The sequence below is a fragment of the Providencia rettgeri genome (assembly GCF_023205015.1).
Lineage (GTDB): Bacteria > Pseudomonadota > Gammaproteobacteria > Enterobacterales > Enterobacteriaceae > Providencia > Providencia rettgeri_E.
Genome location: NZ_CP096258.1, coordinates 815,365 through 836,610, shown reverse-complemented (window position 1 = coordinate 836,610; position 21,246 = coordinate 815,365). Strand labels below are relative to the sequence as shown.

The following is a 21,246-nucleotide window of genomic DNA, read 5'->3' as shown; positions in this document are numbered from 1 at the left end:
TATTTACTGCTTAGTTAGAAATCACTAAACCATTTTGTACCGATTTGACCCCATTAACTTGCGATGCCACTTGGGTAATTTTATCCATTTGATCGGCTGATTTAACAAAGCCTGATAAGTAAACAACACCATTGACGGTTTTTACTGATACACTGTTACTCGAAATACCTTTCGTACCCAGTAATTTCCCTTTTACATCGGCAGTAATCGCTGAGTCATCAATATAATCACCGGTGTTTTTAGCGCCACTCGAAATAGCATTTCCAGTATCTTTACCAGCCATTTCAACGGTCTTAGATGCACTGTCCCAGGTTTCTGAGGCTTGTTTTTTCAAAGCGCTATCTGATGATGAGCTACAAGCCGCAAGCGCCCAGCTCAACCCAATAACTCCTAACAAACTCAATAGTTTTGCATTTTTCATAAAAACCTTCCTTTCACTGCAATGGACAACGAATAATATAGCCTAAGTAAAAAAACATAAAAAATAAAGAGAAAGGTAATAAACACAGAATATTCTTGATGAGAAGCACCAAAAAATAGGGAAAGTAACTTTAAATGAAGTTCGAAATAAGACGACCCACCACTAACCCTGTTAGTCGTGGGTCATAAACACAATTAGTGTTCGCGTGTTTTACGGAATTTAACGTCTGGGTAGCGTTCACTGGTGAGGTTAAGGTTCACCATAGTCGGTGCGATATAAGATAAGTTATCGCCACCATCGAGGGCTAAGTTTTGCTCATTTTTGCGCTTAAACTCTTCAAGTTTCTTCGCATCATCACACTCAACCCAACGTGCAGTAGAAACGTTAACAGCTTCATAGATAGCTTCAACGTTATATTCGCTTTTCAAACGCGAAACGACCACGTCAAACTGCAACACCCCTACCGCACCAACGATTAAATCATTGTTAGTTAACGGACGGAAAACCTGTACCGCCCCCTCTTCAGATAACTGAACGAGGCCTTTTAGCAGTTGTTTTTGTTTTAGCGGGTCACGTAAGCGAATACGACGGAACAATTCAGGGGCAAAGTTTGGAATACCCGTAAATTTGAGTTCTTCACCTTGTGTGAAGGTATCACCGATTTGGATAGTGCCATGGTTGTGCAACCCAATGATATCCCCTGCATAGGCGTTTTCGACCTGAGAACGATCGCCCGCCATAAAGGTTAACGCATCGGAAATTACTACGTCTTTTTTGATACGGACTTGACGCAGTTTCATACCTTTCTCATAAGTACCTGAAACAATACGCATAAACGCAACACGGTCACGGTGTTTCGGGTCCATATTGGCTTGAATTTTAAACACGAAGCCAGTGAATTTTTCTTCTGTCGCATTAACTTGGCGCAAATCTGTTTGGCGTGGTTGCGGCTGCGGAGCCCACTCCACTAAACCATCTAGCATATGGTCAACACCAAAGTTACCTAACGCGGTTCCGAAAAAGACTGGGGTTAATTCCCCCTGCAAGAAGGCCTCATGGTCAAATTCATGGGATGCCCCTTTAACCAATTCCAGCTCATCACGTAACTGCGCAGCGAGTTCATCGCCTACCGCTGCATCGAGATCTGGGTTATTTAGCCCTTTAATAATACGGATTTCTTGAATTGTATGCCCTTGACCTGTTTGGTATAGGATCGTTTCATCACGTAATAAATGATAAACACCTTTGAATAACTTACCACAACCGATAGGCCATGTGATTGGACAACAAGCAATTTTTAGCTCATTTTCCACTTCATCCATTAACTCCATTGGATCACGAATATCACGGTCCAACTTATTCATGAAGGTTAAGATTGGAGTGTCACGTAGGCGGGTAACTTCCATCAGTTTACGTGTCCGGTCCTCAACCCCTTTACCCGAGTCAATCACCATCAAGCAGCAGTCAACTGCCGTTAATGTACGGTAAGTATCTTCAGAGAAATCTTCGTGACCTGGGGTATCCAGTAAGTTAACAAGACAATCATTATAAGGAAACTGCATGACAGAGGTGGTAATCGAAATACCACGCTGCTTTTCCATTTCCATCCAGTCGGATTTAGCGTGTTGATTAGAGCCACGGCCTTTTACCGTACCTGCACGTTGAATAGCGTGCCCAAACAATAACACTTTTTCGGTTATTGTGGTTTTACCCGCATCGGGGTGAGAGATGATAGCAAAGGTCCTTCGCTTATTGATTTCATTAAGAAAATCTTGGTTTGCCATGTATAAATTCTTTTAGTTTGTACACGGATTTGTACACACTTTTGGAAGTACTCTATTTTCAGTTCTTCGCTTGTCAAATCCGTCGTGTTAATCGTAATTGGCCGCTATTTTCGCTGATCTTGACTTTATAAACAATCAATGGTTATCTAATCGGTTACCATTTACTCTCAGCGTGCGCCAATGCTCAGTTGTAGCTGTTTGCAATCGTTGCTTCTTCAGCTCATGAACAACTGTGGCTAAACCACAAATTCCTTCGCTACCAAAAATCGATGATAGCTTGTCGTACTACACCGATGATGGTGCAGTTGCCGTTGATCGGTATTGCAGGGTATTGCGGGTTCAAAGGTTTTAGGTACTTCTGTTCACCATCAATAACTAACTGCTTAAAGGTTGCTTCTTTCGAATCATCCAAACGCGCAACAACCAATGAACCTGAAGAATAAGGTAACTCAGGATCAACAACGATCACTGCCCCCTCAGGTATGGATTTTTTTCCGCTTGGATTTTCCATACTGTCGCCTTTTACGCGAAGTGCGAAACAACCCTCATGTGCTTTCCCAGTGACTTCACGCCACTCCTCAGCATCTTCATGGGCAAATCCCTCCGCTATTTCAGTCCAATCACCGGCCTGAACCCAGTTAATGAGAGGAATTCTTCCCTTAATGTCAGGCCCGACTTCTACATTACCGACCCCCAAGCCAATCTCGCCATCACCTGTGGCGAGCCAATGAGCATTCACGCGAAGCGCCTCCGCGATCTGCATGGTGTAACGAGACCTAGCCGATTTACCAGAGCAAATCTGGCTGATCGACTGCTGTTTGATACCAATGCGACGAGCCAACTCAGACTGAGTCACCCCAGTAAGCTGCAAGGCATGGTTTAGTCGTTCGGATAAAGTTTTCATAAGCCCGTATTCTACAAATAAAACTGTAGCCTTTCAACAATTTTAACTGTTGACTAATCTACAGTTTAAACTGTAACATTCAATCTTGTAACAGTTATTATTGTAACAGGAGACGGTATGGAAGTGTTCAACACGACACAAAAACATCTCCGCCGTGCCATTGACTTGGTCGGCGGGCAATCAGCATTAGCACGAGCCATCAACTCAAAACAGCAAAACGTCTGGTTTTGGTTGAATAAATCAGGGCGAGTTCCCGCTGAATTCGTTTTACCCATCGAACAAGCTACGCAAGGACAGGTAACCCGATCTCAGTTAAGACCGGACATCTATCCCGAATGCCCAAGCGAGCTGAAAGCCAGTAACCAGTAGGATTAAGGGCAAATAATGGTCAGCATTTTACGTAAACACAAAAGCGAGTTCCTCCATGCGTGACTATGGCAAGGTCTATACCCGCTTTTGGCTAAAGCAAAACGTTTTGTCCTGGAGTGACTCAGCGAAGTTGCTAGGACTGTATTTGCTTACATGCCCACATTGTAATTTGCTTGGCTGCTTTCGACTGCCGATTGGTTACGTTGCTTCTGACTTGAACTGGGATGAGCAACAGGTTGCCAAGGCTCTAAAGGAGTTAGAACAAGATCAGTTCCTCATTCGTTGCGAGGAATCCGGTTGGACTTTGATTCGGAGCTTTCTGAAGCACAACCCAATCGAAAACCCGAACCAAGGTAAAGCAGCCTTTCGGTTGCTTAAAGATGTACCTGCCGACTTCATTGGTATGGCATCGCTTTTGAAATCTCTTGCCGCTTTTCAAGCTCGGCTACCAGAAGAATTTTCATCATTGTTTATGCCTGATGGCAACCCGGTAAGGGACTCTCAACGGTCGGATGACTCTGAGGGAAGCAATAAACCAACAGTTAAAACTGTTGACCACATACAGTTTGAAGACTTCTGGGATGTACAAATACGCAAAGAAAAAAAAGCGAAAGCCAAAGAAGAATGGCTACGCATGGGCCTCAATGAAGACCATGAACTCGCCTTGGAAGTGCTAACACGCTGGAAAGAGCAACGAGAAAACCGATTGCAGTATCAAGATCGGACTAAGACCCCTATGCCACATAACTGGCTTTTAAACCGGCAATGGGAAGACGAGTACGTTCGCATTGATGAAGTACAGCAATCATCGACGAGCCTAAAGGGCAGCAATCACCAATTGAATATTGAAGAAAGCAATCGCCGCATTGCTGAAAGCTGGGCCGGACCGGGTATTCGGGAGGTTCGTTCAAGTGCAGGAGGTTGATAAACGCGAGTTTGCTGAAGTTTGGGGAGCTGCTTGGGCCATGTATGGCAAAAGCGTATCACCACAATTGCTATCCATCGCATTTGAAGCCCTTCGTGCTTATAGCATTGAAGAAGTGCGAATCGGTCTGACTCGGCATATTCAATCACCGGATACTGGGCAATTTTTTCCAAAGCCCGCTGACGTCATCAAGCATATCGACGGCAACTCGGGCTCAAGAGCCATGGTTGCTTGGAACAAAGTTGACAAGGCTGTTCGTCAGGTTGGCGCTTGGACATCAGTGATGTTTGACGATGCGCTTATCCACCGCGTGATTTCAGATATGGGTGGATGGGTTGAACTCTGCAAGGTTGATGACAGGGAATACCCCTTTAAGCAAAAAGAGTTTTTAACACGCTACCAGGCTTACTTGCTACGGGACGAAGTGGGTGAATACCCAAGGCTATTACAGGGTATTGCAGACCATCAGAACCAGCAAAAAGGATTTGATATGCAAGCGCCTGTTGCCGTAGGCGACTGGTCAAAAGCGGCACAAGTTTATACGAGAGGCATCGCCGACTTTAGCGCAGTGCCATTAAAAAGAATAAGCCCGAAAGCCATTCAGGCGCTTCTCGGAAATCAATTAGAGGACAAAAATGAAAACGATTAAAGCAAAAACCATTGCCCTAGTGATAGCCATGTCCGCAAGCACTTCAGTCTATGCGTTTCCGGGCTATCAGTGGGAAAAAGCAGCACAAAGTGTTGGTATTGATCCAGTCATGCTCTACGCCGTTGCCTTGGCTGAGTCGGCCTCACATCGAGGTCTTAACATGACCAGTCCATGGCCATACGCAATTCGCAATGGTTCAAATGCAACCTACGCCAAATCTAAGACAGAAGCGGAGCAACTGTTAAACCAAGCACTGCAAGAGAGTGAAAAATACCAGCTCGATATTGGCCTAATGCAAATCAATTTGCATTGGCATGGGCATCGGGTGAGCTCAGCGGCGGAACTGCTAGACCCCATCACCAACCTTACCGTCGGCTCCAGTATTTTGGCCGAAGCAATCAAGTCTTCACCTAACGATTTAGAGCTTGGCATAGGCCGCTATCACAGTTGGAACGAAGAGCGTGCACGCTGGTATGGGCAAAGAGTGCTTTCTATTTATCGCAATATTTTACATGAACTGGAGGTCCGTCAATGACAACCAATCAACAAGACTTCTATCAATTAAACTTGGCGTACCTGCACGCAGCACGGGAATTGGCGCGCATTGATCCGCAAGAGGCTGTCTTGCGCTTTGGACTTACACGCGATGTGGTTGATGCTCTGATTAATGCTGGTGTTGACGACCTGCAACGAGTGGCGACCTCATCATTCATGCTGTTTCAACCAAGGGGTAACCAAAGCCAACTGATTGAGATGGTGAAGAGCAAAGGCACAGGTATCCCAAGAATCGCTTATTTATTATCAACCCTAAACAACAAGGGGGATGCATGATTGATAACCTGTCCAAAAGTGAGCTGTTTACCCGAGCCTCGCTGCTTATTAAATACGGATTTCGAACAACCATTATCGCGCTCGATACAGGTTTGCCAATCCACATTATCAGAAGGCTGCACAAAGAAGTGACTGGCAAGTCACCTTGTCCTGGTCAATTGCCAGAATCTGATGCCATCGTCAAAAGCAGAAGAGCATTAGTTGAAGGCTCCCTGCTTATGGCGCTTTATGTCAATATTGGTGGTGATAATGTCTACAAGCAATTAAATATCGATGCTTTGATGAAGGCTTACGATGCGTATTTGGTTGCAAGAAAAGAAGCAGATCTTCCAGCTGAGATCCCCTGGAAAAAACTGACCATCAATGAAGGTTGGGTTCTAGCTCGTGATTTAAGATCACAGCTAGCATCCTTACACCGGTGTCGATGCGGCAGTCTGTATTTGACGGTATCTCAACAGCGCATTCAGCTTAAATGTCCTGTGTGCGAGATTATGGCCGAGCAAACCACTAGAGCACTTTTTGAGAACTAAAATGCTGATGCATGATTTGATTGTGCACCGCCCGTGCACTTTGAGAGTACTAAGATGATAAAATTACTTAAATCTTTACCAGCACGCTGCTGGTTTATATCACTGGGGCTTTTTCTGGCGACTTTGGCTGCGGCTCATTTTTTTCCCTCAGAAATATTAACGGCATCTGCCAAGTTAGCGGCTTTGCCATTTCTGATTTGCACCATCGTTTTTTTCAGCTACTTGGGATTCAAAGCAATTGCTAGTCCTATCGGCCTTATAACCATCACCACTATGTTTTTAGCAATCGCATATTGGCAAGCGAGTTGGACAATTTTATGTGTCGGTTTAGCCTTCTTAGGCTTAAGCGGACTAATCCATTTATTTCAAAGACAACTGAAAGATACCGGTCGAGAACTAAGCCTGAGCGAAAAAAAATATTGGTACTGGGTAAACGAATTTGCAGATGGTCGCTCATCTATCCTCCCTAAAAAAACAAGGTCATAGTAAATTGACTGCTTTTTTACTTATACTCAAAAAATTGATTGGCACTTTCGTACTACGAATGAAAAATGCCATTTCCATCAATGAATACGGATCAACTCAAGTTCGTTACCCAGCACAACAGGACAGTTCTTTGACATCCTTGTTAAAGGTTTGGGCGCAGAGCTTCAAACCCTCCACCATAGTCAGGTAAGGGAAAAGCTGGTCGGCTAATTCCGTCACCGTCATACGGTTGCGGATCGCCAGCGCCGCACTCTGGATCAGTTCTCCACCTTCATGCGCCAGAATCTGCGCCCCGATCAGGCGGCCAGTGGCTTTTTCCGTCACCAATTTGATAAAACCATCGGTCTCGAAATTCGCCAGTGCGCGCGGCACGTTCTCCATCTCCAATACACGACTGTCGGTTTCAATGTCTTGTGCGTTGGCTTGCTCTTCCGTGAGCCCAACAGTTGCCACCTGGGGATCGGTAAAAATCACTGCTGGCATGGTGGATAGATCCAGTTTGGCGTATCCGCCCGTCATGTTGATGCCGGAACGGCTACCGGCGGCCGCGGCGACATAGACGAATTGCGGCATGTTGCAGCAGTCTCCGGCGGCGTAAATACCGGGAACATTGGTTTCCATGCGTTCGTTAACAACGATTTCGCCCTTTTTGTTGGTCGTAACACCCACCGCGCCCAGATTGAGTTGGCAAGTATTGGCGTGTCGCCCGGTGCTTACCAGCAAACGATCGCAGCGTAGATCGCCCGCGTTAGTTTCCAATGTAAATTGGCTTCCATCGTGGGTCACCTTGGTAGCTTGCGTACTGTTTAATACTCGAATGCCTTCTTTTTCAAAACATCCGGTGAGTTTTTCACCGAGCAAGGGATCTTCCCGATAAAGCAATGTATGTCTTGCTAATATGGTGACTTCACTGCCTAAACGGCGATAAGCCTGGGCAATTTCCAGCGCTACAACCGACGAACCAATCACGACCAGGTGCTGCGGCAATTCCTGAGCAAACAGCGCTTCGGTAGAGGTCCAATAAGGTGTTTCAGTTAAACCATCAATAGGAGGAATGGTTGGCGTGGAGCCGGTAGCGATCAGGATTTTATCGGCGTGAACTGCCTGCTCGGTTCCATCATTTTTTCTGACTATCAGGGTGTTGGCATTTTTAAATTGCGCCCAACCTTTAAGTAAACTAAGCGCAGGATTTGTCTCCAGAATATTCTGGTACTTTGCCGCGCGCAGCTCTTCGACCCGAGCGGTCTGCTGCTGAGTCAACAAGGCTCGACTCAATTGGGGCGCATGATTTTCCAGTCCGGTAAAGGGATTATTGCGTTGCTGCTGAGCCAATTGAGCGGCGCGGATTAGAATTTTTGAGGGTACGCAGCCGACATTCACGCAACAGCCGCCAATCACATCGGCTCCCTCAATAAGAGTGACCTTGGCACCACCTTCAGCGGCTTTAATAGCGCAGGCAAAAGCGCCGGAACCCGTACCGATAATCGCCACGTGTTGAGTTTGGTTGCTTTCAGTGTTGCTTGCATTTTCGTTGTCACAGCAGTCGTTCGGTGAAGTAATTTCTTTTGCAGTGCCAGTGGATTCTTTTGCGATATAACCGAGAGCTTCTATTGCTCCAATGAGAACGGTTACGCTGACCCCACCGTTCGTGGTGATCGTTGCTCTGGCGTTTTCATAAGATATTTCAACCTTATTAACGCCTTCGATCGCATCGAGTGCTTCTTTAACGTGGGCGACGCAACTTGGACAGGTCATCCCTTCTATCGATAGTAAGATCATTCGTTTTCCTCAAATAGTAGTCAGGCATTGCGTCGTGTTAAACAGCACAGCTGTCATCATCACAGCGTTTATTCGCCGGTGAAAAAATATCCCAAAGCGATACGGCAACCATCAGGCCTAATGCTGAATAGGTGACATAGCTGCTCCAGCCGTACTGGAAAAACGGATAGAGCGATAACAGCAATAAAATGGGGCCGGCCACACCCAGCGCACTACGGTGCCATTGCCGGTGGCTGAACCAGCCAAGTCCGTTGAGTACCAAGGCAATCCAGGCAAACAGGGGTAATAGCGTGCTAACAAGCAGACCTTCCCATTGGCTGAGAAAACCCAGTCCTACCGCAGCGCCCAGACTGGCAATGGCCGGGAAACACATGGCGCATCCCATAGCAGAAACCAGCGCGCCCAATGAGCTAATCTTATCGCCGAACCGGGTCAGTAACCGTATTAGCATTTCTATGCTTTACTCCTTGAGCGTTGACGGATAACCCGCGTTAGCGGTGGCTTCGGTCAGTGCTTTTACCGTGGTTTTTTCGTCGTCGAAGGTGACCACCGCCAGTTTGGTCTTAAAGGTCACTTCGGCTTTACTGACGCCATCGACTTTTTGTAAGGCTTTTTCCACGGTAAAGGGACAGGTCACACAGTTCATGGTTGGGACTTCCAAAGTAACTGTTTTCGGGGCAGCTAAAGCGTTCAGGCTGGTCAGTACGAACAGGGACATTAGGGCGAGTGTTTTCATAATTTTCTCCAAGAGCAAGCCATAAAGATTTAATCAAAATAAAAGGTTAGAAATCGTCATCAGGCGAACCAGACAATCCAATAATTACTGGTGACTAAAACCAACGCAGTCAGTGCCGTTAACCAAAAGATCACCTGCCGACGTTTTCGCACTTGAGGAACTGCACAGGCGGTGCCTGGCTCACAGTCCTCGACGGGGCGATAGACCTTCCAGCCTGCGAAGCCAAATAAGGCTAAAACCAGCAGGATAAAAATGGGACGATAAGGTTCTAACAAGGTTAAATTACCAATCCAGGAGCCACTCACGCCTAGCAGCAACAAGACGAAAGGACCAGCGCAGCAAAGACCAGCGCCAATAGCGGCAATAACACCGCCGATGATTGGAAAGTTGGGATTACTTTTTGACATAACTCACTCTACTTATCGTACTTTAGTAAAACAAGTTTAAACCCCGTACCCAACTACGGAGTCAAGATAAAATTTGAATCATTATTAATCTTCAGGAAGTAGGGAATCAATAATGGGACAGTGGGATTGGTTAGTATTAGAATTACACTCATTCAATAATTCTGTGAGAACGGTTTCTAAGCGGCGAAGACCTGCTATTTTGACTTTCACACTTGCAAGCTTGTGTAAAGTCATTTCTTGCACTTCTATACAGGGAGTGTCATTAAGGCTGAGTAAATTGGAGATTTCTTCCAAAGTGAACCCAAGATCTTGGGAACGTTTAATGAATTTTATTCGGTTTAATGTTGCCAAAGGATAAAGTCGGTAGCCTAGATGCGGTTTTTCAGGTTTTTCTATAAGACCACGTCGTTCGTAATAACGAACAGTCTCAACATTGATACTAGCTTGTTCGGCTAATTTTCCAATTGTGTACATGTGATATATTTCTCCGTATCTAAGTACGGAGAAATATATCCCTATCTACGTAATTAAGCCATAAAACTTCGTTAGCCTTGAGCTTCTACTCCTTGTTTTATTTATTTCCTGATGCCTGGTTATATGCCCTAATATCGATCAAGTTGTTCTGAGCATAATCTCCCGCAAGGGATGCATTTGAGATCACCGCTATCTGCTTATCCACAAATGCTTTATCTTCTTCAGACACACTGTCAGGGATGTAAGCGCCACTCTCATCCTTTTGACGATACTCATTTAGCATTTGCTCCCTTAGGCCAAGCATTTCAGGCGACCAACTCGATGAGTCTTCAGAGTTGAATACGCGCCCCGCCAAACCTTCATTGAAAGCTTGAGCGAACACTTGACTTTGAATCGGGGTCAATCCCATTCTCTGCCCTTCGCTGTATGCTTCCTTTTTAAAATCATCAGCATACTGCTCTAGGAACTCACCATATCGATTGTTAACTGCCGCACCGAATGCCCCCGCCAACATGGCTTCAGACTTAGTGCCCCAGTTTACTTCGGAAGCATACTGCGAACTCGATCCACTGTATGCATCATTAAACGCCGTCAATGGGTTTTCCAAAGAGGTTCCTGCATCAACGGCGGCTTTTAAGCCATCCCAGGTTGATTTGCTGGCCACCGTAGCGTTGTGCAAGAAACCTCGTGAGCCAGGATCTTCAAGCGCTTGTTCTTTGTAACTCTCATAGTCTTCGCCAAAGTGATTCAAGGTATGCAGTGCTGCATCAGTATGCTTGCCACTGAAATCACCAATAGCACTGGCGCTGTTGAAGAACATTTCAGCACCAGAAACTCCGCTATCATCAGCCATAATGCGTGATCGCCACTGAGATCCAGCTTCACTGTTTAGTCCAGATTGATAGGTACTTGTGTCAGTAGCTACGGCCTGCTGAGCTTGCTGCTGATGCGCATTCAACTGTCCATCTATACCAGACAGATTGGTTTGGTAAGCCGATTGAGCTGCGTTGAACTGAGTTTGAACTGTTGCTGCATCCTCGTAGCCGCCCAATACACCCGATTCAACTTGGCTTTGAGTACCACCAAAAGTAGGTGCAGTTGATGACAAGCCTTCATTTGAGCGCGGCTGAATTGATCGTAAATCGGCTCCGGTAGCCATGGCCATAACAGTCATTGCTGCTTGATAATCATTGTCCCGTTCAGCGGGCGTTGAAGAATTGCTATAGGTTAAAGACTCCATAGCTGCGGCCACATACGCCTGATTATCATCAGGTAACAAGCGCTGATACATTGGAAGGTTTTCACGTAATCGGTTACCGGCTTCAACATGCTGGTTCATATAGCGACCTAAATAATCCATGACTTCAGGATTATCCGCCGCTAATCGGGTTAACGTCGCACCATCAGTATTTCTTTGTCCTGATAGACTGTAGCTGGCCTGATCAAGCTCACTAAAGCGGTTTGATGCCGTGACAACGTCTTGTGCTGAACTCTGAAGAGACTGATAGTCTTGGTTAGACAAGGACATCTCAACGCCAGAACGTCTTGAATCTGAAAGGTCCTTAACCATTGCATCGCGATACTCAGCACGTCGTGAATCACTTGATGCCAAGCTTTGCATCTCCCCAGTGAGCGTATTTGCGGTCGTAGATCGAGAACTGCCTTCTGATGACTCAACTTGGCCACTAAAGTTACCACCTAGATCCAACCCAGCTCGTAACCGTGATATTTTTGGCACTCTTGAGGATTCAGGCTTATCGACTCCAGGCAAGCTACCTTGTGGGGAGTCATTCCCCCCTGTACCAAGTAATCTTCCCAAGAACCCTTTGTCTGCTACTTCTTTATCACCGGTATTTGTAATAGTTCCATCGCCACCGACCCTTAGGCCTCCCGATAACACGCCAGATACCAAGCCACGTACAGCGTCTTTTTTATCGTCTCCGAAACCATACCGTGTTTGCAGGTCATCAGTAACCTGATTAACAACGGCGCTAGATGCGGAATTAGAAGAACCGATCTGACGTCCAACCGAAGAAAGGTTGTCGTAACTTAGCTTTTCACCAAAAGTTCGACTCATGGTATTGCCAACCTGACGACTAAAGGCTTGAGTTGCCTGAGTCATGGATTCTTTTGCAGAGCCGACCATTGAACCCACTGCGTTTCCGACAGAGAAACTGCTTAGTAAGTTTGACGCACCGGTCATTGCAGAACCAGTGAGGGCTGAATTTTGGAACATTGACTGTGATTGCATCACCGGGGCATTTTTTGAGACATCTGGACTAGCCAGCTTTTCATCAATGGCATCGCCGTTTTGAAGACGTCCAGCCAAGTGGGTTGCGGTTATTGCTGAGCCATACACGAGCATGAGCGAAATTGCCGGAACACTCGACGCCAACATGCCGCCAGTAGCTATCCAGGTTTGCAGCACTGAATCCATCTGCATCATCCCAGCAAAAGATGGCACTTCTGTACCTGCAAAGGCATCAAGAGCCGACATTTTCCCTGCAACGGTTAAATGAATATACAGGTTAATGATGGCCATGACAGGCATCCAAAGTTGAATCCAAAGCAGGATTAACAAGTACTTCCCGGCCATTCGCATCCCGATTTGGCCAAGGGCTATCACAAAGGCCATCAATGGGGTGATGGCGTAAATGAAACCCTCAAAAAACGTCATCATCGGACGAACAATGCTTTGGAACAGGGTCTGCTCCGCCGCCCATTGCGTATTGCGCTGCTCAATTGCTTGGTTAACCATAACGGCTGCGGTGAAAGCTTGATCATCCATATACTTGCCCGTCACGCTTTGTTCATAAATAGGCAAAAGCACTGACGCGGTCATGTACTCTTGGGTGTTAACCGAAGCCAAACCAAGGTTATTCAGTGCATTTCGGATCACGTCATCAGTATCCGTTGCTGACGAAGTCCCCAATGAGGCTGACAAAACCTGTTTAAGCCTTGGAATGAAGGTTGATTCTGTCATGAGTTTCAGCTGGCTATAGGCATCGGTGCAGTCCAAATCGCTACTGCTACCACTTAGCATGATGCGCGTGCCATAAATGCGCGAATCAAACCTAATCGCAGTCATCGGGTTAGGATCACTTAGCACCTGATCTAGGTTCTTTTGGCCTATGTCGATGCCAATCAAGGTGCATTCTTTGATGTAGTTAAACCACGATTGTTCGATATCTGAGCCACCGACACGATTTGCATCACCCAACCCAGAGCGATCCATCACCTGTTTTCTCACTTTAATCAGTGACTGTAAACTGGATGCAAAGCCGTATTCCGTCATGGCGGGAGTTGAGAACGCCGTTTCAAACAATCGCGTGATTTGAAAGCCAACAGTCGAAATCGTACTGCCTGCGGCAGCAACACCGATGGGCACATTATCAACCACTCGAACTTGTCCCGTGTACGCATCCTCAATGCTCACTCGGGTACTGGGTCCAAACATGGTTGCAAAGACTAGCCATGAGACTAAGACGTGTTGAAAGTTAATCCCACGACCACCTTGCATTAAGGCCTGAACAGAGACCATCAATACCCCAATGAGCAAGCCAATGCGAACCATTGAAGTAAAATCGCCTGTACCAGTGATCATCGCGACAGCGTTCAGGACCTGCTCTAAAAAAGCCGAATCCCCGATGGAATAGATTTCCCACATGACCTATTCCCCCAGCGCCGTAGATTTAACGGTGTAATAACGCTGTTTGCGAATGGTCTGAATCACCTGGTTAAAATGCGCCAGCAATTCTTGCTCTGAGCCGTATCTTCGCTGCAACGCAGCGTACTCCTCATTGATTTGGCGACGTGCACGTTCAAGGTCTTCGGTTAACAACTTCGCATAGGCATGATCTTCCACACCAGATGTGCTTCTAGCTGCGTTGAGCATGTCTTCAACCAATGCCCGGGCCATCTCAACAGCAATAAATGGCGCAGCTCTTGAAGCAAACGACCTAGCAGCCCCTTCATTTAATGCTGAAAGTGTTCGAATCATGCCGCCAATGCTTGCAGGAGCCGAGGTCATAAAAGCCTTTTCGGTGGTGCTAGCTGCCCCAGTATTCCGAGCAAACTTAAATATAATGCCGTTACTAGAACCTGTACCAAGAAGTAAATTTTCGACCTGAGTTGATAACCCGGTTAGGGTCACGTTAGCGATTGTCGGATTTAGACAGCCGTCTTGTGTCACTGTGTCACATCGGTACATAGCAACGTTACCGCCATGAATTAGATGCTCAATAGTCACTTTATTGCCATTCAGTCTGGTCAGTTTTGGGGCTTTACCTTGACCATCAGCCGCATTCGCTAAATCACCAACGATGATCGAGCCAGTCACCGACATAACCGCTTCAAGAAAACGATCATCCCCCGATGCAAACCAGCTTGATGCCGAGTGACGTTTCAATGCTCGCCAAACCAAATTACCTTTAATCGTTTTGTTCACATCAGATGCCGCGACACTTGAAGCATTCTCATAAGGGTTCTTACCGTTGGACTCACTCCAACTGGTAAAAACGTCTCCAGCCCCTTTGAGAGAGCTCAACATGCTGGCTTCTGTTTGCCCCTTCTTACCAAAAGCAGCCAGAGTATCGTTCACGACTCCCTGAGCCATTTGACAGGAATTGCCAAAATATTCGTTCAACTGCTGGATTTTCTTTTGCAGTGTCTCCATGTGCTGGGAGCATTTCTCACACATAGCACTGAGCGCCAATTGGAATGCGTACCCCTTGGCATTTGCCGCTACAGAGCGAAGTAATTGAACAAACTGATCCGCGTTAACAAATGACAAACTTCCAGCGAACATATCAATGCCGCCACAACCTGCTTGGAATGACGGAGGCACCATTGAGACGAGGTTCTCGTTCATGATCCTGTTACGGACAACAACGCTTCCACCAGATATCACACCACGCCGTTGACTCTCGAATACACCAGGCGCAGTGGTGTTGGTCATTGAACCAAACAACTGATTCATCTCCTGTTGCAAGCTTGCTTGGCTCATAGACGAAAAACCAATCGCACAGGCGATTAGCGATACTTGGAATACTTTTTTCATTGTTATAACCCTCCTTGTGCACGCAGATAGCGAACAAGGAACTCAGGGTCCTGTAATATCTTTTCGTTAAGCTCTTGGGCTGACATCGCGAGTGACACGCCGGGTTGAACAGGTCTGGTGGCATAGTAAGTTTGATCGTCAATCCAACCGGCTTGATGGGCTGCAAGAATGATTCGATTATTGAGCTCATCAAGGCTCATTGCGCCTTGGCCAATCGGAGTGATGACATTAGGCGGATCAACTAAGAACACGGCAGGGACAGTCGTAACGGACAAGGATTGAGCTTGTCCTGAATCGACTTTGTAATTAGGAAACTCTCCACTAGGTAAAGGCAAGCCATCGACTGCAATAGCAAACACCTCGAAACCATAGTTCAAAGCCATGGATTCGATGATAGGCGCTTGAGCATGGCAGTAAGGGCAATCCGAACGATAGAAGAAGAACAAGCCAGCCCGTTTTGCTACTTCACCTAAAGCAATATCTCGTTGAGCGCCAGCTTCTCGATCCATCCGATTGGCAGCATAGGTAGCCAAGGGTCTGCGACTGATTTCATCCAAAACAGGATCACCCATGACAACCTGCTGACTAACATCAGCAAATAGTGAGCCCTTATCCATCATAACGCGCTGAAGATACAGATAGGCTCGGACGTTCTCAGTGGTCGGCTCATCAATTGCCTTATCCATGAACGACTGCATGTGCTCACGAAACCAAGCAGCACTGAAAGGCTTTAGCCCGCTCTGACTCGACTCTGCCGCACCTGATTCCGGCTTTATAGGCTCTTCATCCTCCGCTGGCTCAGGAATGACCTGATACCAAAACCAGCCTTCCTGACCACGCTGATAGAATTGCCCATCACTAGCATGGGCGGGCAGGATGAATAGAAAGAAAATAATGATTGGGATGGTCACCCATAGGATGAACCAAGGGAACAAGGGGGTTCTCATTGTCAGCTCCAGAAAATTTCATAGAGCTAACATGCTAATGATCCCGGTAAGAGCGATTGGCCAGATAGATAAATGAATCGTGTGTTTTTCTGACTAGCTGTTGTGACCAGTAACAACAGCTAATTTTAACGAGCCAAATTTATGATTGGACCGCTTTGAGCGAAAAGCGGACATAAAGCATCAGCACAAGAATCGTCCTTATTTAGTGAGGAATATTTAAATCTGCTGCACCTTGAAGACTAAAAGCATAGTTTTTTCATTAACATTAATTTCTTTTGTAGCTCGCAGTATCTTTTGGCGAGACCAGTAGCACCTCTGATTCGTAGCTCAATCTGGGCGTTTTCGATAGTTTGAACTGAGTAAGGTGTTATTCAAAGCCCACTTTTAAGAATTAATAATTTAGCAATGAACAGCTTGCCATCCAAAAGTTGATAGCTCAAATTCATTCGATGGAGCTCGACTATCTTAGCTACGATGGATAGACCAAGACCAGACCCCTCAATATCTTGATGAGCAGTATGCCGGAAAAAACGTTCCCCTAATCTAACTAAGTCAGGGACAGTATCCGCTGGAATTTGATTTGCTACTATCAGCCTATAGACGTCCGTTAACTCTTCAAGCTCTACTCTAACTACAGAGCCTTGTGGAGCATACTTCGCTGAATTATCTAGTAAATTCCGCATAACACACTGAAATAATGCTGGCTCTGCCAAAATTAGCGTATTTTTATTAATCTTGATATCCCAGTTAACGTTGTCAAGATTTCTACTTTCTATCTGGGCCATCGCATCGGAAATAACATCCAGCAGTGATATTGATTTTTTGTGTAACTGGTTAAGATGCTCTAGCTTTTGCATCTCCATTAATTGGAAAACAAGGTGAGACAGCCGCTTTGTACTCCTTTGAATTGCTTCTCTAGCCTCTAAAATCTCAGCAGTTGATGTCGCTTGCGACAGATTTTCGGTATGAAGCTGTAAAATACTGAGTGGAGTTCTCAGTTCATGAGAGGCATCTGCAATAAATCTTTTTTCCTTAATTACATATTCCTTAAGTTCAGCTAGTAAGGTATTTACAGCGTTTTGAAAGGGCTGCAACTCTCGTGGCAGCGCCATATCTAGCGGAGTAAAATTCGCAGGATCGCTGTCAGCCAGTTTTGCGGATAGAGCCCGAATGGGATTAGTTCCCCAATACACTGCAAGCCAAACTAATACAAATATTGGAATTAAGGCAAAACTCAAAGGTACTAACTGGTCAAGTGCCACATAAAAACTGAGCTCTCCACGCACATCTTCGCGTTGAGCCGTAAAAATCCAGACATTAAGGTCTTCTGCAAACAGGCTAAAACCAACCCATTCAAACCCCCCAAACTCCACTACATGATAACCTGATTCCATTGGCTGTAACGGATGCGTCCCTGCATTGGCAGAGCGCAGTAAAAGCTGACCACTTGCATTCCAAACTTGTACAGCTATTTTGTTTTCGTACTTATGACCTTCCGGGTGTCGTTCCTGCGCAGAGGTACGTTCTATTCCATCTTCAATAATTCTGGGGACTTCGATAACCGGTTCTTGGTTAATTGCTTCTTTAGGGCCTTCGAGTAACAAATGCCGAACCAGCCGCGCATACTGTGCGAGTTGTGCATCAAACAGCTCGTCCAACTCATGATGGGTACTGTAAAAAGTACTGCCTCCCGTTACAAGCATCAATAGTAAAATGACTCCGTTGATACTGAGAAGCAGCATCCTCCTGATACTTTTAATTTTCATCGTGACTTTTTAACATATAGCCAAACCCTCTAACTGTTTTAATGACATATCCTGCTGTTTTCTTTCTAATGTTGTGAATATGCACTTCCAATGAATTCCCCTCATTATCTCCATTCCAACCACTATTAACCTCTTCCATGTGTTGCTTTGAAAGGATCTTGCCGGGATGAAGCATGAGCTCTTTAAGTAACAAAAATTCACGGGTTGTAAGATGAACCGACTGACTTTGAAAACTACATTCATGTCTTTGTAAATCCAGGATTAGCTCGTTACTTATGAGCAAATCCTGTTTGCGTTGTTGATGACGTCTTAATATAACCCTTAAACGAGCTTCTATCTCTCTAACATCACAGGGTTTTAACACGTAGTCATCCGCCCCAGCATTCAAAACATCAACTTTTGTATCCAGATGATCCCAAGCAGTTAAGACTAATATAGGCAGAGACTGATTGGTTGACCTTATTTTCCTTATAACTGGAAGAGAAAGTCCATCAGGTAACCCCAGATCAAGGATCATGACATCAAATAGACTATTTTCAGCAGCTTGTAAGGCCTGTTTACCGGAAACACAATGTTCAACTCTATAGTGCAATCGTTCTAACGCAGTCACTAGCCCTTGTGCCAACAACTTATCATCTTCTACTAGCAAAATCCGCATGGCTCTCGACCTCTTTATTCAAAAAAGAATAATGAACCAGACCATTGTCGCCAGCACTAGCATGGTAAGAACTGCAGCTGAGCCGACATCTTTCGCTTTGCCACTGAGAACATGATACTCAGCGCCAATTCTGTCAACTACTGCTTCTATACCTGTATTTAGCAACTCGACAACTAGGACCAACATCAAGCTCAATATTAGCAAAGCCCTTTCTACGGAGCTTACTTCAACAATGAAAGCAATTGGAACTAGAAAGCATAGTGCGACAATTTCTTGCCTAATGGCTGCCTCCGAACGCCAGCTGCTTATAAAGCCTTGTTTTGAATAGTGTGCAGCGCTCAACAAGCGACGCCAACCCGTATGATGATTCTTCATGTAGTACCTCCAAGAGTTCCATCATAATTCCCCAGTCTTAAGGGGATCTTAAGTTTTAAAAATTACTCTGAGTCCTGATTCAACTGCAGGATTAACGTTAATGCGATTCGGAGTTTTCAAGAATTTAGTAGCAGCCTCTGTTTGGGGTCCATATGTACATTTGGTAAGGATGATCTTTATAGGATTGCTAACATTGAGTTTAAGTAGACTTGCGCTACTTATCTGGATGTATGACAGGGTGGAGCCCACACAGTTACTTGGCGAAATACTGGTGCAAGGCATTAGAGCCGATTTTATCCTAATGTGTTTGCTGGCTGCAGTCCCAGTGCTGGCATCTTTCTTTCTTGCTTACCCACCATTAAAACGCGGCTGGTTCAGATTTACTTACCTATGGAGCTTGATTGCTCTAATTTCATTGACTTTCTTAGAGTTGTCGACACCATCTTTTTTGATGCAGTATGATATTCGGCCAAACCGTCTATATATTGAATATTTAAAATACCCTAAAGAGGTTTTTCTTACTCTATGGCATGGTTTTCGAGCTCCGTTATTGCTTGGAATATCGCTTACTATTTTGAGCAGTTTGCTCTTTAAACGTCTACTGAAAAACCCTAATGATGAGTACCGTTTATGGACTTTTAAGTACCATATTTTAGCCTGGCCACTAGTTGTATTTGTGATTTTTGCCGGAATACGCTCTACCACTCAGCATCGACCAGCGAATCCAGCCTTTTTTGCAATTACCGCTGATGCTATGGTTAATTCGCTGGTTATTAACTCAGGTTACTCAGTACTGTATGCTATTTATAGTCTAAAGCACGAGTCCAGAAGTACTGAAGTATATGGCAAGCTATCAGAACCAGAAATGCTCGAACAAACTCGTAATTGGCCGTGGCTGAAACAGTATTCCTACCCTGATCCTAATTTTCCTACTCTACACTGGCAGTCTGCACAGATAGAGCGTTCTAAACCTCTAAACATAGTAATTGTGCTGCAAGAAAGTCTTGGTGCAACTTTTGTGCAGTCCCTTGGCGGCGCCCCAGTTACACCTAATTTGGAAAGACTTAAATCAGAGGGGATCTGGTTTAATAATCTGTATTCGACGGGTACGCGTTCGGTACGAGGTATTGAAGCAGTTGTAGCTGGTTTCATGCCTACACCAGCACAAAGTGTAGTAAAGCTTTCAAACAGCCAGCAAGGGTTCGCTACTCTGGGTTCTATTCTGCAGCAGCAAGGATACTACACCCAGTTCATCTATGGGGGAGAAGCACACTTTGATAATATGCGCAGCTTCTTTACCGGCAACGGCATTAGTGATGTTGTCGACATTTCAAAAATCAACGAACCTGATTTTATTGGCAGTTGGGGAGCAAGTGATGAGGATTTATTTAACACTGCACATCAACAACTAAGTCAATTACATCAATCTGGCAAACCATTCTTCAGCCTTATCTTTACATCAACGAATCATGAACCATTTGAGTTTCCTGATGGGAGAATAGATCTGTATGAACAGCCTAAACAGACAGCTTATAATGCGGTGAAGTATGCCGACTGGGCCATGGGGAAATTTTTTGAGAAAGCAAAAACCAGCGAATACTGGAACGACACGCTGTTTTTGATTGTGGCTGACCATGACAACAGAGTCTACGGTAGTAACCTAATCCCTGTTGAGAAATTTCATATTCCTGGATTAATCCTCGGTGGAGTCGTTAAACCAGGCACGATTGAGTCAGTAGCTAGCCAAATTGATTTAGCGCCTACTTTGTTAAGTATTGCCGGTATTTCTGCGTGTCATCCTATGGATGGCCGGGATTTTATTGCAGATCCTACTAGCCCAGGTAGAGCACTTCTTCAATTTGATAACTTGTTTGCACTAATGCGAGAAGATGAGCTCATCATATTGCGACCCAACGACAAAGCAATCAGTGCGACATATAACAGAGAATCCCAACACCTTAGTTTGAGCAACAAACCAGTATCAGAGCTTTCTCGTATAAACGCATTGGCACACGTACAGCTACCTTCCTATTTATATCGAGAGCGAAAGTACCCTGACATTGCAAAATGTGAAGGACCAAATCAATAGCAAGCTAAACGGTTCTATTGGCTGTTATCTCACAATAACAGCCAAAACTTACATAGT

General features: G+C 45.4%; 22 protein-coding genes. 8 read left to right on the top strand and 14 right to left on the bottom strand.

What is annotated here, in order from left to right:
• Positions 1-10 precede the first annotated feature (10 nt).
• From M0M83_RS03585 to M0M83_RS03575, 3 genes are all read right to left on the bottom strand, one after another.
• Positions 11-421: a BON domain-containing protein gene (locus M0M83_RS03585; protein WP_125891874.1), complete on the bottom strand. Its 411-nt coding sequence runs from the start codon at positions 419-421 to the stop codon at positions 11-13.
• A gap of 194 nt (positions 422-615) precedes the next feature.
• A complete protein-coding gene (prfC, locus tag M0M83_RS03580; protein ID WP_248467629.1) occupies positions 616-2,205 on the bottom strand; it encodes a peptide chain release factor 3 in 1,590 nt (529 codons plus the stop codon).
• Positions 2,206-2,461: 256 nt separating this feature from the next.
• The gene (locus M0M83_RS03575; RefSeq protein ID WP_000854920.1) at positions 2,462-3,109 is read right to left on the bottom strand and encodes a LexA family protein; all 648 of its coding nucleotides are present in this window, start codon (positions 3,107-3,109) and stop codon (positions 2,462-2,464) included.
• A 117-nt stretch (positions 3,110-3,226) separates the two neighbouring features.
• Between M0M83_RS03575 and M0M83_RS03570 the strand changes: the two genes are divergently transcribed.
• The 7 genes from M0M83_RS03570 to eexR are packed head-to-tail and all read left to right on the top strand — an operon-like array spanning position 3,227 to position 6,899.
• Positions 3,227-3,478: a helix-turn-helix domain-containing protein gene (locus M0M83_RS03570; RefSeq protein ID WP_000451746.1), complete on the top strand. Its 252-nt coding sequence runs from the start codon at positions 3,227-3,229 to the stop codon at positions 3,476-3,478.
• Positions 3,479-3,533: 55 nt separating this feature from the next.
• Positions 3,534-4,403: a hypothetical protein gene (locus tag M0M83_RS03565; protein WP_248467627.1), complete on the top strand. Its 870-nt coding sequence runs from the start codon at positions 3,534-3,536 to the stop codon at positions 4,401-4,403.
• The gene (locus M0M83_RS03560) at positions 4,390-5,052 is read left to right on the top strand and encodes a DUF6475 domain-containing protein (protein ID WP_007105460.1); all 663 of its coding nucleotides are present in this window, start codon (positions 4,390-4,392) and stop codon (positions 5,050-5,052) included. The genes M0M83_RS03565 and M0M83_RS03560 overlap by 14 nt, the downstream gene beginning before the upstream one ends.
• Positions 5,039-5,587: a lytic transglycosylase domain-containing protein gene (locus M0M83_RS03555; protein ID WP_025610846.1), complete on the top strand. Its 549-nt coding sequence runs from the start codon at positions 5,039-5,041 to the stop codon at positions 5,585-5,587. The genes M0M83_RS03560 and M0M83_RS03555 overlap by 14 nt, the downstream gene beginning before the upstream one ends.
• A complete protein-coding gene (locus M0M83_RS03550) occupies positions 5,584-5,883 on the top strand; it encodes a flagellar transcriptional regulator FlhD (RefSeq protein WP_000210563.1) in 300 nt (99 codons plus the stop codon). The genes M0M83_RS03555 and M0M83_RS03550 overlap by 4 nt, the downstream gene beginning before the upstream one ends.
• Complete coding sequence (locus tag M0M83_RS03545; RefSeq protein WP_000566755.1) at positions 5,880-6,413, top strand: FlhC family transcriptional regulator; 534 nt, start codon at positions 5,880-5,882, stop codon at positions 6,411-6,413. The genes M0M83_RS03550 and M0M83_RS03545 overlap by 4 nt, the downstream gene beginning before the upstream one ends.
• A 54-nt stretch (positions 6,414-6,467) precedes the next feature.
• Positions 6,468-6,899 carry an entry exclusion protein EexR gene (eexR, locus tag M0M83_RS03540; protein WP_028867978.1) on the top strand — a complete coding sequence of 144 codons (432 nt, stop codon included), beginning with the start codon at positions 6,468-6,470 and terminating at the stop codon, positions 6,897-6,899.
• A 105-nt stretch (positions 6,900-7,004) separates the two neighbouring features.
• Here eexR and merA read toward each other — a convergent pair whose 3' ends face one another.
• The 11 genes from merA to M0M83_RS21665 all read right to left on the bottom strand — a co-directional run bounded on the left by merA (position 7,005) and on the right by M0M83_RS21665 (position 19,100).
• The gene (merA, locus tag M0M83_RS03535) at positions 7,005-8,678 is read right to left on the bottom strand and encodes a mercury(II) reductase (RefSeq protein WP_028867977.1); all 1,674 of its coding nucleotides are present in this window, start codon (positions 8,676-8,678) and stop codon (positions 7,005-7,007) included.
• A gap of 37 nt (positions 8,679-8,715) precedes the next feature.
• A complete protein-coding gene (merC, locus tag M0M83_RS03530) occupies positions 8,716-9,123 on the bottom strand; it encodes an organomercurial transporter MerC (protein ID WP_200873575.1) in 408 nt (135 codons plus the stop codon).
• Positions 9,124-9,138: 15 nt separating this feature from the next.
• Positions 9,139-9,414 carry a mercury resistance system periplasmic binding protein MerP gene (gene merP, locus M0M83_RS03525; protein ID WP_111804984.1) on the bottom strand — a complete coding sequence of 92 codons (276 nt, stop codon included), beginning with the start codon at positions 9,412-9,414 and terminating at the stop codon, positions 9,139-9,141.
• Between the two features lie 59 nt (positions 9,415-9,473).
• A complete protein-coding gene (locus tag M0M83_RS03520; RefSeq protein ID WP_028867974.1) occupies positions 9,474-9,821 on the bottom strand; it encodes a mercuric transporter MerT family protein in 348 nt (115 codons plus the stop codon).
• Positions 9,822-9,905: 84 nt separating this feature from the next.
• Entirely contained in the window at positions 9,906-10,295 is a 390-nt protein-coding gene (gene merR, locus M0M83_RS03515; protein ID WP_032482372.1) for an Hg(II)-responsive transcriptional regulator, read from the bottom strand.
• Between the two features lie 97 nt (positions 10,296-10,392).
• The gene (locus tag M0M83_RS03510; RefSeq protein WP_148518200.1) at positions 10,393-13,962 is read right to left on the bottom strand and encodes a conjugal transfer protein TraG N-terminal domain-containing protein; all 3,570 of its coding nucleotides are present in this window, start codon (positions 13,960-13,962) and stop codon (positions 10,393-10,395) included.
• 3 nt (positions 13,963-13,965) lie between these two features.
• Complete coding sequence (locus M0M83_RS03505) at positions 13,966-15,354, bottom strand: conjugal transfer protein TraH (RefSeq protein WP_029628494.1); 1,389 nt, start codon at positions 15,352-15,354, stop codon at positions 13,966-13,968.
• 2 nt (positions 15,355-15,356) lie between these two features.
• A complete protein-coding gene (locus M0M83_RS03500; RefSeq protein WP_242887807.1) occupies positions 15,357-16,301 on the bottom strand; it encodes a thioredoxin family protein in 945 nt (314 codons plus the stop codon).
• A 371-nt stretch (positions 16,302-16,672) separates the two neighbouring features.
• Positions 16,673-18,067: an ATP-binding protein gene (locus tag M0M83_RS21670; RefSeq protein ID WP_248467625.1), complete on the bottom strand. Its 1,395-nt coding sequence runs from the start codon at positions 18,065-18,067 to the stop codon at positions 16,673-16,675.
• On the bottom strand, positions 18,057-18,725 hold the full coding sequence (locus M0M83_RS03490) for a response regulator (protein WP_248467623.1): 669 nt from the start codon (positions 18,723-18,725) through the stop codon (positions 18,057-18,059). Before M0M83_RS03490 ends, M0M83_RS21670 begins: the two co-directional genes overlap by 11 nt.
• A gap of 18 nt (positions 18,726-18,743) precedes the next feature.
• Positions 18,744-19,100, bottom strand: a complete 357-nt coding sequence (locus M0M83_RS21665; RefSeq protein WP_248467621.1) for a diacylglycerol kinase — start codon at positions 19,098-19,100, stop codon at positions 18,744-18,746.
• A gap of 193 nt (positions 19,101-19,293) precedes the next feature.
• On the opposite strand from M0M83_RS21665, the gene M0M83_RS03480 reads away from it, so the two are divergent.
• Entirely contained in the window at positions 19,294-21,189 is a 1,896-nt protein-coding gene (locus M0M83_RS03480) for an LTA synthase family protein (RefSeq protein ID WP_248467620.1), read from the top strand.
• Positions 21,190-21,246: the final 57 nt, after the last annotated feature.